The organism is Lutibacter sp. (assembly GCF_046055765.1).
GTDB lineage: Bacteria > Bacteroidota > Bacteroidia > Flavobacteriales > Flavobacteriaceae > Lutibacter.
Map to the genome: position 1 here is coordinate 1 of NZ_JASFZF010000096.1, position 12271 is coordinate 12271.

Here is a 12271-nt window from a genome sequence, read left to right on the forward strand (position 1 = left end):
TTTGATAGGTCCGGAAAGACAGCGCCTCTCCCGGATTCCTTCACATGAGGCTTTTTGGTTCGCGTGGATCAATGTTTTTCCTGAGACCAGAATCATTTATTAATTGCAACCAAGTTATAAGTATTGTTTATAATATAAGATTCATTTTGTTCAGCATCCAATATGTAGATTAGTAGTCCATTTTTACTATTGTTATAGAACACTTATTATACAAAATGACGATAGGAGAGTAGTGGAATGTGAAACAGTTTTTTTTTGAAATTACAAATTCATTAAAAAGCTGAGTTACATTGTTTTATATTCTATAATAGTGCACATAACAGGAGTTGAACCTGCACAAACTTACGTTTACGAGCCCCTCAAGCCCGCGCGTCTACCAATTCCGCCATATGTGCTTTTAGAAGTAAATTTAAACAAAAAAAGCCAAGCTTTTAGCTCAACTTTTTGTGACCTGGCTGGGGCTCGAACCCAGGACCACCTCCTTAAAAGGGAGGTGCTCTACCAACTGAGCTACCAGGTCTTCTTTTTACTTTCCGCAATTGCGAGTGCAAATATACTACCTAAACTTAAGAAAACAAGTTTTTTTATGTTGTTTTTTAAACGATATTTGTTTTTAAGTTTTAAAACACATAAAATTCAAATATGAAAATTGTTTTACTCGGGTATATGGCTAGTGGTAAATCAGCTGTAGGCGCTGTATTAGCTAATAAATTAAACATTAAATTTATAGATTTAGATAGTTATATTGAAGAACATGAACAATTAACTATTTCTGAAATTTTTACTAAAAAAGGAGAAATTTATTTTCGAAAAAAAGAAGGTGAATATTTACATGAACTGTTAAATTTAAAAAAGGACTGTATAATTTCTTTAGGTGGGGGTACACCTTGTTATGGAAATAATATGAATCTTATTAAAAATAATGCCGCTTCATTTTATTTAAAAGCATCTATAACTACACTTTTTGAAAGATTAAAAAATGAAACTGCACAAAGACCTTTAGTTAGTGATATTGGTGAAGAAAACTTAAAAGAATATATTGCTAAGCATTTATTTGAACGTATTCTATTTTATGAAAAGTCTGATTATACAATTTCAGTTGGTGAAAAAAATATTTTTATAATAATTGATGAAATAATAGAATTACTCTAGAATTGCGAAAGAATTTTCATTTTCAAATACAACGGTAACATGTTCTCTTAGAGAAGTAGATAAAGAAATCCCCTTATAATCAGCTTTTACGGGGTATTTTTTATGATTTCTGTTGACAAGTACTGCTGTATTAAATCGTTTAAGAGGAACTTCTAGAAAATGTTTAATACCATAAATTAACGTGCTTCCTGAATTTAACACATCATCAACTAATATAAGTGGTTTGTTTTTATAATCAGAGGGTTTAAGAGTTGTTGAAACCTTATTTAATGGATTTTTTTTATCTATAATAACCTCACACAAAACAACATTTAAGTCTGATATTTTACATAATTCGTTGTATATTTTTTGAGCAAAAACATAACCATTCCCATTAATTCCAGCAATTATAATATCTTTTTCTTTACAATTGTCTTCGTAAATCTGGTAAGCAATTCGCTTCGTTTTATTTAGAATTTGCTCATTGGTTAAAATAATAGAACTTTCCATTAAGAGTTATTTTTTTTCAAAGATAAAAAACAATTCATTACCAAGTCTTGGCTTTATAGAATTATGGCATCTTTCTAAAGTTTTTATATTAAATAATGTCGAAAATAATTGTAAATATTCATTTAAACTACCTCCAAACGGTGGCCCTTCTTCGATTAATTTAAAATCAAAAAATACGCCAATTAATTTTCCTTTATCTCCTAATAAATCAGCCATTTTTTTTACATACTCAACTCTTTTTCTAGGATGAAATGAACAAAAAAAAGTTTGCTCAACTATTAAATCGTATGTATCATTATGACTAAAAAAATCAGTTTGTATTAAATTATCGTCTGGAAAAGTTGGGACTCTGCTTTTTAAGTTTAAAATTGGTTGCAATGCTATATCCATAACATGAACATTTGAAAATTTTAGTTTATGTAAATATTCTGCTTCATAACTGTTTCCAGCACCTGGAATTAAAATCTTTAAACTCTTGTTTGTTAACTGTTTAAAATATGATTCAAGAGGAGTAGAGAGATAACCTATGTCCCAACCTATAGAATTTTTAGCATATTTAGTTTCCCAATAGCATTTATCCAAATCATTTTTATTCTTCTTGTAACTCATTTAAATCTCTTCTATCTTTTTTTGTTGGTCTTCCAGCACCTTTTTTTCTATAATAATCTTTAGCATATTTTAATAATTCTAATTTTTTTGACTCTTCAATCGGAGTAATATCTTTTCTATACAAATCAACAAGTTTAGCTCCAACACGATTTGAAGGTATGTCTAAAATTTGTAATTCATAGTTTACTTGATTTTTTCGAACTGTAACTTTTTCATTATTAAAAACTGTTTTTGAAGGTTTAATTGTATCTCCATTCATTTTAACGTGGCCTTTTCTACAAGCTTCAGTAGCATTATTTCTAGTTTTATAATAACGTACACACCATAAATATTTATCAATTCGCATAATATAACGTTAAATTTTAGCTTTTCTCTTTCGCCAAAGATATGAAAATAGTATCTTGCGTACCTAAAATTTAGAATGAATGAAATTTAAAAAATTATTTTTAATACTAGCGGTTAGTATTGTTATTTTTTCTTGTAAAAATGATGATGTTGTTGATGTGAACACAGATGCTGCTTCTCAATCATTAATTGATGATGAAGCTTTAATTGAATATTTACAAACTCATTATTTAAATGAAGAAGACGGTGGAATTTGGACCATTACCAATAATGAGCCCTCTTTAATGATTGATGGAAGACTTGAAACTCAAAATATTATAAAAGACGAAATTGACTATAAATTATATTATTTAATGCAAGAACCTGGGGTTGAAACAGAAATGTCTCCATCAAGAGCCGATTCTGTATTAACTACCTATACTGGTATGTTATTAGATAGCACTGTTTTTGATTCTAGATCAACATTGGTTTGGTTTTCTCTAACGACTTTAATTGAAGGTTGGAGTTATGGTTTTACCAATTTTAAAGGAGGTACTAAAATTGTGAATGATGATGAATCTTTTTATTATGAAAATTCAGGAAAAGGAATTTTATTTATCCCTTCAGGTTTAGGTTATGGTAGTTTAGGTAATGGGTTTATTGCTCCAAATGAGCCATTAGTTTTTCAAATTACATTAAATGATGTAAAAGAATCTGATGACGATAATGATGGTATTTTATCTAAAAATGAAGATCTTGACCATGATGGAAATGTTAAAAACGATGATACTGATGGTGATTTTATTCCAAATTATTTAGATCCTGATGATGATAATGATGGAATTTTAACAAAAGATGAAGATGCTAATAATGATGGTGACCCAAGAAATGATGATACAGATGGTGATGGAATACCTGACTATTTAGACACCGACAATTAGTAGTACTTATAATTTAAAAAAAAAGCTTCTCAATTTTGAGAAGCTTTTTTTTTAAAACTAGTTTATATTATGACTCTTTTTTCTTAGATAATCTATATGATAAGCTAAAAATAATTTGTTCTGGTCTAGAATCTAATGTAAATATTTCTCCTGCATTTGACCAATTAGATTCATTTTTACTTAAACCTCTTTCATATCTAACATCTAAGCCTAATCGACCTAATTCAATTGAAGCACCAATATTTAAACCAACTGAAAATTCATTTTCAATAGTATTAAAACTTAACCCTTTTAAATCGTTATCTAAATAATATTGAAATGCAGGACCAGCAAATACATTTAAAGGGCCAATTAATTTAAAACCAACTAAAACTGGCATATCTAATTTAGAAATTTTATAATCTTCAGTACTTCCAGTATTTAATATATATTCACTTGTAGTTTTTGTATACACCAATTCTGGACGTAAATAAATAGGTCCTAAATCCAATTTACCATAAAATCCAATGTTAAAACCTGATTTTCCCTTTCCATCATTCTTGTAAATTTCTGTTACTTCTGATGTAAATTCTTTAAGGTCTCCGTTTGAATTATAACTTAAACCTGCTTTAATACCAAAACCACTTTGAGCATTTATAGCAAATAAGGAACTGATAAACAAAATTGAGAATAATACACTTTTTTTCTTCATAAAATTTGAATTTAAAATTTATAATATGCTATTAAACGCAATAATTATACAGTTATTTCCTTGAAATTACTTTTTTAGCTGCAGTAACAATATCATTATCTGTTAAACCATATTTCTCCATTAACTGTGCTGGAGTTGCAGATTCTCCAAAACTATCATTAACAGCTACAAATTCCTGAGGGACTGGGTTGTTTTGAACTAAAACACGTGAAATGCTTTCTCCTAAACCTCCTAAAATATTATGTTCCTCAGCAGAAACAATACAACCCGTTTTTGCAACAGATTTTAGAATTGCTTCATCATCTAAAGGTTTAATGGTGTGAATATTTATAACTTCAGCGCTAATTCCCATAGCTTCTAATTTTTCTGAAGCTTGTAAAGCCTCCCAAACTAAATGTCCAGTTGCTACAATAGTAATATCCGTTCCTTCTGTAAGTTGAATTGCTTTTCCAATAATAAATTCCTGATCTTCAGGCATAAAAATTGGAACAGCAGGACGACCAAAACGCAAATAAACGGGTCCAACATACTCAGCTATTGCAATAGTAGCTGCTTTTGTTTGGTTATAATCACAAGGATTAATAACAACCATTCCTGGTAACATTTTCATTAAACCAATATCTTCTAAAGTTTGGTGTGTTGCACCATCTTCACCCAATGTTAAACCAGCGTGTGATGCACATATTTTTACATTTTTCCCTGAATATGCAATTGCTTGACGAACTTGGTCGTAAACTCTTGCCGTAGAAAAGTTAGCAAATGTTCCTGTAAATGGAATTTTACCGCCAATTGTTAAACCTGCAGCAATTCCTATCATATTTGCTTCAGCAATTCCTATTTGAAAAAATCGCTCAGGATGATTTTCGATAAATTTTTCCATTTTTAAAGAACCTACTAAATCGGCACAAAGTGCCACTACATTCTCATTTGTATCACCCAATTCAGCGAGCCCTGCACCAAAACCTGATCTGGTATCTTTCTTTTCTGTAAATGTGTATTTTTTCATGTTGTTATTTATAAAAATCGTTCAAAAATAAGGATATTTAGTGATAAGAAACTACATTTTTAATAATTCTTCATATAATTTATGCACAGGTAATCCCATTACGTTAAAGTAACTTCCTTCAAGCTTTGTAACTCCTATAAAACCTATCCATTCTTGTATTCCATAACCACCTGCCTTATCATAAGGGTTATTATTTTCAATATAAAATTCAATTTCCTCATCACTTAAATTCTTAAAGTGAACTACTGTAGTATCGAAAAACACCTTTTGAGTCGTACTTGTTTTAATACAAATAGAAGTAATTACTTTGTGAGATGTTCCAGATATAGTTTCTAACATTGCTATAGCTTCTCGTCTATTTTTAGGTTTTTCTAAAGGTTTTTGTTGATGCCAAACAATAGTGTCAGAAGTTATTACAATATCATTTTCATTTAACTCATTTTCAAAAGCTTTGGCTTTTAACTCCGCCAAATAATTAGTTATTTCTTCTTCTTTTAAGTCTGAAGAATAATTTTCTTCAATAGATTTTACTTTGATAGAAAATTTTAAACCTAATTCTTTAAATAATTCTTGTCTTCTTGGCGATCCTGATGCCAATATGATATTTTTATCTTTAAATTTTTTTGAAAGCATGAAACTAAATATGTAATGAAAATAAAATGATTGAATTTATACCTAAAAACATTATTATTTTTAAGAATAAACTTATTTTTTTTAATCCTTTTAATGAATTTATGGATCTTAATTTTATAGCTATATAGCTTAAAGGTATTACTGTGAAAATTATTAAATAAATAGCTGTAAACTTATAAATTAAAGCCATTGAAATAATTAAAAAAACTAATAAGCCAATTGTTAATATACAAATAAATGAAGCTAATATTCGTACTCTTTTTTTACCAATAAGAATAGGTAATGTATTCATGTTTAGACTGTAATCTCCATTCACATCTTCAATGTCTTTAACTAATTCTCTAATCAAATTTAATAAAAAAGCAAATAGAGTTAGTCCAAAAATTAGTTTTTCAACAAGTTGTTGTGCACCTGTTTGAATTGTTCTATCCATGTCCATAACCCAAATAACAAATATACTAAATGCAATTAAAAACGATACGATAAAATTACCAACTAAAGGCATTGCTTTAAACTTTTTTGAATAGTAATAGAGTAGAATTGACACACCAATAAATATAAAAGAAAACTGTGGTTTTTCTATTTGTAAACTCAAACCAATTCCTAGAATTAATCCAACAGAATTCACCCATAAATATAATTGCTTAGATTTTTCTATTGAAAACTGTTTTGAAACAATCACTTTTTCAGGTTTATTAACTAAATCGGTTTTTAAATCTAACATATCATTAATTATATAGCCTGCAGCAGTAATTAATAAAATGGCGCTCGATAAAATTATAAATTGAAATAATGAAAGTTCTGTTGCTACTTCAAATGAAGAAAAAACCAATAATTTAAGTACTAATTGAATATAAAGTATGAGTAGTAAATTTTGCCAACGAATTAATTTTAAAAATGCTAATATCTTCATTTATAGTTAGTTGAAATCCTTTTTGATTCTATCTAAACTTATTTTATTCTCACGATCTTTAATTGTTTCACGTTTATCGTAGTTCTTTTTCCCTTTACAAAGTGCAATATCTAATTTAGCCCAACCTTTATCTGTTAAAAATAATTTTAAAGGAATAATTGTTAAACCAACATTTTGAACTTCTTTTTGTAATTTTTTTAGTTCGCCTTTATTTAACAATAATTTTCGTTCACTTTTTGGTTTGTGATTGTATGAATGACCGTATAAATATTCTTCAATAAACATATTAATAACAAATAATTCACCTTGATCATTAAACTCACAAAAACTTTCAGTTATACGTGCTTTACTCTCTCTAACCGATTTAATTTCGGTACCAGTAAGTTGAATCCCAGCTGTATATTTATCAATAATTTCGTATTCAAACCGTGCTTTTTTATTTTGGATGTTTATTTTCTTCTGCATATGGCTACAAATGTACTACAATTTGAACTTTTCTTAGTGTTCAATTTTTAACAAAATATCAGAAATTTCAGTATTTAAAATTGTAACAATGTATAAACTTGAATTATTTGAATCATCAATAGCGGAGTACTTTTCCTCACCTAAAATTTTATTTACAAATAGAGGAGTTGTATCGCTATGCCCAACCACAAGTACAGTCTTCCCTGTCGTTTTTAACTTAAAATCTTCACTAAATAAATCTTTAGGATTGTAAAATTGAATTTCTAAATTTTTACTCTTAGCAGTTGGAGAAGCAGTTTGAAGAGTTCTATTATAATTTGTTGAATAAACTAGATTTAAATTTACATTTTTAAACACAGTAGCCCAATTTTTAGCTCTACTTAAACCTTTTTCTGCTAAATTAGGATTAGTATTAGTTGAATCTGTTCGCACTTTTTCAGCATGTCTAATAAAATAATACGTAGTTATTTCACTTTCTTGTGCTTTGATATTTAATGAACTTAAAATAATAAGTAAAAAGATAACGTCATTTTTCATAATTAATAAATTATAATAATAAAGCGAATGTACATAAAAAAACTCCTTATAAAATATAAGGAGTTTCGGATTATTTGTTTTAGGTATTATTTATTCCTAAATATTATTTCATCATTAAATGCATCCAGTAAAATATGACTTTCGGAAGTTATTTTACCAGCTAATATTTCTTTAGAGAGTGCATTTAAAATATCTCTTTGAATCACTCTTTTTACAGGTCGCGCTCCAAATTGAGGATCAAATCCTTTATTTGCAAGCGTTTCAATTAAATCTTCAGTATATTTTATGTGAATGTCTTTTGTTGCTAATAACTTTAACAAACTTTCTAACTGAAGTTTTACAATTTGATGAATTTCGGCTATATTTAATGGTGTAAACATTATAATTTCATCAATTCTGTTTAAAAACTCTGGACGTATAGTTTGTCTCAATAAATCAATTACTTCAACTTTGGTGGCTTCAGTAATTTCCTCTCGTTTTTCCATATCCATTTTTTTAAATTTTTCTTGAATAATATGAGCCCCCATATTTGATGTCATTATAATAATTGTATTTTTAAAATCGGCAATTCTTCCTTTATTGTCAGTTAATCTACCTTCATCTAATACTTGCAATAAAATATTAAACGTATCTGGATGTGCTTTTTCAATTTCATCCAATAAAATTACTGAATATGGTTTTCTTCGTACAGCTTCTGTTAGTTGTCCACCTTCTTCATAGCCAACATAACCTGGAGGCGCACCAACCAGTCTACTTACTGCATGACGTTCTTGGTATTCACTCATATCAATACGAGTCATAGAATTTTCATCATCAAATAAATATTCAGCAAGTGCCTTTGCCAATTCAGTTTTACCAACACCAGTTGTTCCCAAAAACAAAAAAGTTCCAATTGGTTTCTTCTCATCCTGCAAACCCGCTCTAGAGCGTCTTACAGCATCAGAAACAGCTTGTATTGCTTCATCTTGACCGATTACTCTAAGATGCAATTCGTCTTCTAAATCAAGTAATTTCTCACGTTCACTTTGTAACATCTTAGTTACTGGTATTCCTGTCCATTTAGCAACAACTTCAGCAATATCATCACGAGTTACTTCTTCTTTAATTAATGCAGAATCTTGGTTTTCGGATAATTCTTTTTGTAGTAGTTCTAGTTTTTCTTGTGCCTCTTTTATTTTTCCATATCTAATTTCGGCTACTTTACCGTAATCTCCCTCACGTTCAGCACGTTCAGCTTCCAATTTATAATCTTCAATAGCTATTTTATTTGATTGAACAGCATCAACCAACTCTTTTTCACTAACCCATTTTGCATTAATTTCATTACGTTCTTCTTTAAGATTAGCAACTTCTTTAGTTAATACAGCTACTTTTTTTTCGTCTTTTTCGCGTTTAATTGCTTCAATTTCAATCTCTAGTTGCATAATTTTACGATCCAACACATCTAATTCTTCAGGTTTTGAATTAATTTCCATTCGTAATTTTGCAGCAGCTTCATCCATCAAATCAATTGCCTTATCTGGTAAAAATCTGTTTGAAATATACCTTTGAGAAAGTTCTACTGCAGCAATAATTGCATCATCTTTAATTTGTACTTTGTGATGATTCTCATACTTTTCTTTAATTCCTCTTAAAATTGAAATAGCACTTTCAGTATCTGGTTCATCAACATAAACTTTTTGAAATCTACGCTCTAAAGCTTTGTCTTTTTCAAAATATTTTTGATATTCATCTAGGGTAGTAGCTCCAATTGCTCTTAATTCACCTCTTGCTAATGCTGGTTTTAATATATTAGCAGCATCCATAGCCCCTTGTCCGCCACCTGCACCTACCAATGTGTGAATTTCATCAATAAATAATACTATTTCTCCGTTTGATGAAGTGACTTCTTTTATAACTGATTTAAGACGTTCTTCAAATTCTCCTTTATATTTTGCACCGGCAATAAGTGCTCCCATATCTAAAGAATAAATTTGTTTGTCTTTTAAATTTTCAGGAATATCACCTTTTATAATTCTATGCGCTAAACCTTCAGCAATAGCAGTTTTTCCAGTTCCTGGTTCTCCAACTAACATTGGATTGTTTTTTGTTCTTCGAGATAAAATTTGAAGAATTCTTCGTATTTCTTCATCTCTCCCAATTACAGGATCTAATTTTCCTTCTTTTGCTAATTGGTTTAAATTACGAGCAAATTTATTTAATGAATTGTAAGTATCTTCAGCACTTTGTGAAGTTACTTTACTACCTTTTCGTAACTCTTTAATAGCTAATTTTAAATTTTTCTCTGAAATACCTTGATCTTTTAAAATTTGAGAGGTAGTATCTTTCGTTTTTAAAATAGCAATTAATAAATGCTCAATAGACACATATTCATCGTTCATTTTTTTAGCTTCATCAGAAGCTATACTTAACATTTTAGACGCATTTCTAGATAATGTGACATCTCCAGTAACCTTTGAGTAACTTTCAATAGTTTTATCAACTAAATTTTTTATCAAATCTAATTGTAACCCTAATTTTTTAAAAATGAAGGGAATTACATTCTCATCTTTTTCAAAAATTCCTTTTAAAATATGTGAATTTTCTATTTGTTGATGTCCATAACTTTGTGCAATTTGTTGTGCTTGTTGTATGGCCTCTTGTGATTTTATGGTATAATTGTTAAAATTCATAACGTTTTAGTTTTATTGTTTATAATTGTGCTTTCAAAGAGTATTCCAATTAATTAAAACAGTACAAATAAGTCATTATGTCTTGTTTTTAAAGGGATTAACGACATTTTGTCTTTTAAGAAAGTTATAATTACATTTGTCGACAAAATATAAAAAAACAAGAATGGGGTTTTTAAATAGCTTATTTAATGAAAGGAATGAAAGAGACAACAATTTAAGAATAAATTGGGTTCCATTAACAGAAATAAGTCAGTTAACAACATTAATTTCTCAATCAAGTATAAAGCCTATTTTAATATTTAAACATAGCACAAGGTGCGGAGTGAGTAGAATGGCGCTTAAAAGTTTTGAGAAATCGTATGATTTAAATGATTCGGATTTAGAAATGTATTTTTTGGATTTATTGACTTACAGAAATATTTCAAATGAAATTTCATCTCAATTAAATGTACATCATCAATCCCCACAAGTTTTAGTTGTAAAAAATGGACAACTAGTTTATCATGATTCTCACTATCAAATTAGTCTTCAGAAAATTAAAAAGGTTTTAGATTTAAAGTAATTTTATCTAAATCTATTTCTTGTTAGTATTGCTTTTATCTTCTTTTTTAAATCTTCTCCGCTGTCATAAATCATTTGCTCATTACTAGGAAAAGGAACATATTTGAAGTTTAAAAATCCTAAATTTTCTTTGTTTATAGCATTTCTATTGCCCGAATAGGTTGCATAATGATGTTCAAATATAAATTCACTGGCAATAGGAAATACTTCAATTAATTGATTGGTTTTTAAATCGAAATATTTTACTTGCCCAACTATTTGAACAGACTTAAATTGAGTGATTTTTTTTATGCTGCTTTTAATTGTTTTAAATTTATCAACTTTAATTGTGTTACCTAAGCTATCTTTTACTTCATTTCCATTTTCATCCATTAAGTATTCCCAGCCATCTTTTACTTGTTTTTCTTGAACTATAACTTTTTCTCTAACTTGCTCTGGGGAAATATTAATTTCTCTGAAATTTAATTCCAATTCAAAATCGTACTTCTTTTGTTGCTGCTTATTACTATGATAAACTGTCCAAAAATCGTCTAAATTATAAGTGTCAAAATTCAATAAATCTTCTTCTAAACGCATTGGAATTACCATATTAGTTTTGTTTTGCATAGATACAAACACAAAATCGGTTCCTTTATAATGTGCTTCATCTAGCAACGCATGTGTATCCTTATATGCTGGATTTATATCGTTTAAATATTTTAAATCATTAAATATACCTCTAAAATCATTTTTCTTAATAGAATTGTTTAATAATTGCTTTGCATTGCTATATAAATACTCAGATAATTTTTCTTTTGTACTTAGTATGTCATTTGTATAATCATTAAATTGAAATATGGCATTTCTTCTTTTTTTAATAATTTGCAAAGGAAGTAGTGGCTTTATAAGCTCTTGTCTGTTATTTAAAGCGTGATAATTATTAAATAGCAATTCTAAATTTGCTAGATTTCCTTCTTTATTGAGAAAAGCTATTTTTTCTAAATTTTTAGCAGCTGCTTTTTCAAAAGCTTCTTCAAGCATAATTACATAAGTTTGATTGCCTTTCTTTGTTTTATTATTTCTTAAATGTTTTACTGCTATTTCAATAGCTTTATCATAATTACCATAATTTATGGCTTCTTGTGTTTTTTTTATGCTGCTGCAATTGGTAAAAACAGCTATGACACTTAATAAGAGTAGTGTTTTTTTCATTTTGGGGATTGTTTTAAAAATTAAAATTTGATAATTACAATTTCCTTACCAAAAGTAATTAAAAAACCCTAAAAAATTAATTCTAGG

At 28.3% G+C, this 12271-nt stretch carries 14 protein-coding genes and 2 tRNA genes; 3 read left to right on the plus strand and 13 right to left on the minus strand.

Annotated elements, in window-relative coordinates; genetic code table 11:
- Positions 1–311: 311 nt before the first annotated feature.
- Together QM495_RS09310 and QM495_RS09315 are read right to left on the minus strand one after the other, a co-directional pair.
- Positions 312–395: transfer RNA gene (locus QM495_RS09310), tRNA-Leu, on the minus strand.
- Positions 396–447: 52 nt separating this feature from the next.
- Positions 448–520 (minus strand) — tRNA-Lys (locus tag QM495_RS09315).
- Between the two features lie 122 nt (positions 521–642).
- Here QM495_RS09315 and QM495_RS09320 point away from each other — a divergent pair.
- On the plus strand, positions 643–1152 hold the full coding sequence (locus tag QM495_RS09320; RefSeq protein WP_408671833.1) for a shikimate kinase: 510 nt from the start codon (positions 643–645) through the stop codon (positions 1150–1152).
- On the opposite strand, the gene QM495_RS09325 is transcribed toward QM495_RS09320, so the two are convergent.
- Genes QM495_RS09325 through QM495_RS09335 form a run of 3 tightly spaced genes read right to left on the minus strand, consistent with a single transcriptional unit; the run spans position 1144 to position 2596 of the window.
- Positions 1144–1641, minus strand: a complete 498-nt coding sequence (locus QM495_RS09325) for a phosphoribosyltransferase family protein (protein ID WP_408671834.1) — start codon at positions 1639–1641, stop codon at positions 1144–1146. The two genes, QM495_RS09320 and QM495_RS09325, sit on opposite strands and share 9 nt — an antisense overlap.
- A 6-nt stretch (positions 1642–1647) precedes the next feature.
- Positions 1648–2250, minus strand: a complete 603-nt coding sequence (locus QM495_RS09330) for an SAM-dependent methyltransferase (RefSeq protein WP_408671835.1) — start codon at positions 2248–2250, stop codon at positions 1648–1650.
- Positions 2231–2596: an RNA-binding S4 domain-containing protein gene (locus tag QM495_RS09335; protein ID WP_408671836.1), complete on the minus strand. Its 366-nt coding sequence runs from the start codon at positions 2594–2596 to the stop codon at positions 2231–2233. Before QM495_RS09335 ends, QM495_RS09330 begins: the two co-directional genes overlap by 20 nt.
- Positions 2597–2675: 79 nt before the next feature.
- On the opposite strand from QM495_RS09335, the gene QM495_RS09340 reads away from it, so the two are divergent.
- Positions 2676–3515 carry an FKBP-type peptidyl-prolyl cis-trans isomerase gene (locus QM495_RS09340; protein ID WP_408671837.1) on the plus strand — a complete coding sequence of 280 codons (840 nt, stop codon included), beginning with the start codon at positions 2676–2678 and terminating at the stop codon, positions 3513–3515.
- A 67-nt stretch (positions 3516–3582) separates the two neighbouring features.
- Here QM495_RS09340 and QM495_RS09345 read toward each other — a convergent pair whose 3' ends face one another.
- The 7 genes from QM495_RS09345 to clpB all read right to left on the minus strand — a co-directional run bounded on the left by QM495_RS09345 (position 3583) and on the right by clpB (position 10432).
- Positions 3583–4206 (minus strand): outer membrane beta-barrel protein, encoded by a 624-nt coding sequence (locus tag QM495_RS09345; RefSeq protein WP_408671838.1) that lies wholly within the window; start codon positions 4204–4206, stop codon positions 3583–3585.
- Positions 4207–4258: 52 nt separating this feature from the next.
- Complete coding sequence (locus QM495_RS09350; protein WP_408671839.1) at positions 4259–5212, minus strand: transketolase family protein; 954 nt, start codon at positions 5210–5212, stop codon at positions 4259–4261.
- A gap of 51 nt (positions 5213–5263) precedes the next feature.
- Positions 5264–5845, minus strand: a complete 582-nt coding sequence (locus QM495_RS09355; RefSeq protein WP_408671840.1) for a Maf family nucleotide pyrophosphatase — start codon at positions 5843–5845, stop codon at positions 5264–5266.
- A 4-nt stretch (positions 5846–5849) separates the two neighbouring features.
- On the minus strand, positions 5850–6758 hold the full coding sequence (locus QM495_RS09360) for a geranylgeranylglycerol-phosphate geranylgeranyltransferase (protein ID WP_408671841.1): 909 nt from the start codon (positions 6756–6758) through the stop codon (positions 5850–5852).
- 6 nt (positions 6759–6764) lie between these two features.
- On the minus strand, positions 6765–7223 hold the full coding sequence (gene smpB, locus QM495_RS09365; protein ID WP_408671842.1) for an SsrA-binding protein SmpB: 459 nt from the start codon (positions 7221–7223) through the stop codon (positions 6765–6767).
- A 33-nt stretch (positions 7224–7256) separates the two neighbouring features.
- Positions 7257–7760, minus strand: a complete 504-nt coding sequence (locus tag QM495_RS09370; RefSeq protein ID WP_408671843.1) for a histidine phosphatase family protein — start codon at positions 7758–7760, stop codon at positions 7257–7259.
- Between the two features lie 86 nt (positions 7761–7846).
- The gene (clpB, locus tag QM495_RS09375) at positions 7847–10432 is read right to left on the minus strand and encodes an ATP-dependent chaperone ClpB (RefSeq protein ID WP_408671844.1); all 2586 of its coding nucleotides are present in this window, start codon (positions 10430–10432) and stop codon (positions 7847–7849) included.
- 163 nt (positions 10433–10595) lie between these two features.
- On the opposite strand from clpB, the gene ytxJ reads away from it, so the two are divergent.
- Positions 10596–10994 carry a bacillithiol system redox-active protein YtxJ gene (ytxJ, locus tag QM495_RS09380; RefSeq protein ID WP_408671845.1) on the plus strand — a complete coding sequence of 133 codons (399 nt, stop codon included), beginning with the start codon at positions 10596–10598 and terminating at the stop codon, positions 10992–10994.
- Positions 10995–10996: 2 nt separating this feature from the next.
- Here ytxJ and QM495_RS09385 read toward each other — a convergent pair whose 3' ends face one another.
- Positions 10997–12184, minus strand: coding sequence for a hypothetical protein (locus QM495_RS09385; protein ID WP_408671846.1), 1188 nt, complete (start codon positions 12182–12184; stop codon positions 10997–10999).
- Positions 12185–12271: the final 87 nt, after the last annotated feature.

What these genes read in the sequence shown, in the direction of transcription:
- QM495_RS09320 (WP_408671833.1), top strand. Translation starts at nt 643, where the DNA reads ATGAAAATTGTTTTACTCGGGTATATGGCTAGTGGTAAATCAGCTGTA.
- QM495_RS09325 (WP_408671834.1), bottom strand. Translation starts at nt 1,641, where the DNA reads ATGGAAAGTTCTATTATTTTAACCAATGAGCAAATTCTAAATAAAACG.
- QM495_RS09330 (WP_408671835.1), bottom strand. Translation starts at nt 2,250, where the DNA reads ATGAGTTACAAGAAGAATAAAAATGATTTGGATAAATGCTATTGGGAA.
- QM495_RS09335 (WP_408671836.1), bottom strand. Translation starts at nt 2,596, where the DNA reads ATGCGAATTGATAAATATTTATGGTGTGTACGTTATTATAAAACTAGA.
- QM495_RS09340 (WP_408671837.1), top strand. Translation starts at nt 2,676, where the DNA reads ATGAAATTTAAAAAATTATTTTTAATACTAGCGGTTAGTATTGTTATT.
- QM495_RS09345 (WP_408671838.1), bottom strand. Translation starts at nt 4,206, where the DNA reads ATGAAGAAAAAAAGTGTATTATTCTCAATTTTGTTTATCAGTTCCTTA.
- QM495_RS09350 (WP_408671839.1), bottom strand. Translation starts at nt 5,212, where the DNA reads ATGAAAAAATACACATTTACAGAAAAGAAAGATACCAGATCAGGTTTT.
- QM495_RS09355 (WP_408671840.1), bottom strand. Translation starts at nt 5,845, where the DNA reads ATGCTTTCAAAAAAATTTAAAGATAAAAATATCATATTGGCATCAGGA.
- QM495_RS09360 (WP_408671841.1), bottom strand. Translation starts at nt 6,758, where the DNA reads ATGAAGATATTAGCATTTTTAAAATTAATTCGTTGGCAAAATTTACTA.
- smpB (WP_408671842.1), bottom strand. Translation starts at nt 7,223, where the DNA reads ATGCAGAAGAAAATAAACATCCAAAATAAAAAAGCACGGTTTGAATAC.
- QM495_RS09370 (WP_408671843.1), bottom strand. Translation starts at nt 7,760, where the DNA reads ATGAAAAATGACGTTATCTTTTTACTTATTATTTTAAGTTCATTAAAT.
- clpB (WP_408671844.1), bottom strand. Translation starts at nt 10,432, where the DNA reads ATGAATTTTAACAATTATACCATAAAATCACAAGAGGCCATACAACAA.
- ytxJ (WP_408671845.1), top strand. Translation starts at nt 10,596, where the DNA reads ATGGGGTTTTTAAATAGCTTATTTAATGAAAGGAATGAAAGAGACAAC.
- QM495_RS09385 (WP_408671846.1), bottom strand. Translation starts at nt 12,184, where the DNA reads ATGAAAAAAACACTACTCTTATTAAGTGTCATAGCTGTTTTTACCAAT.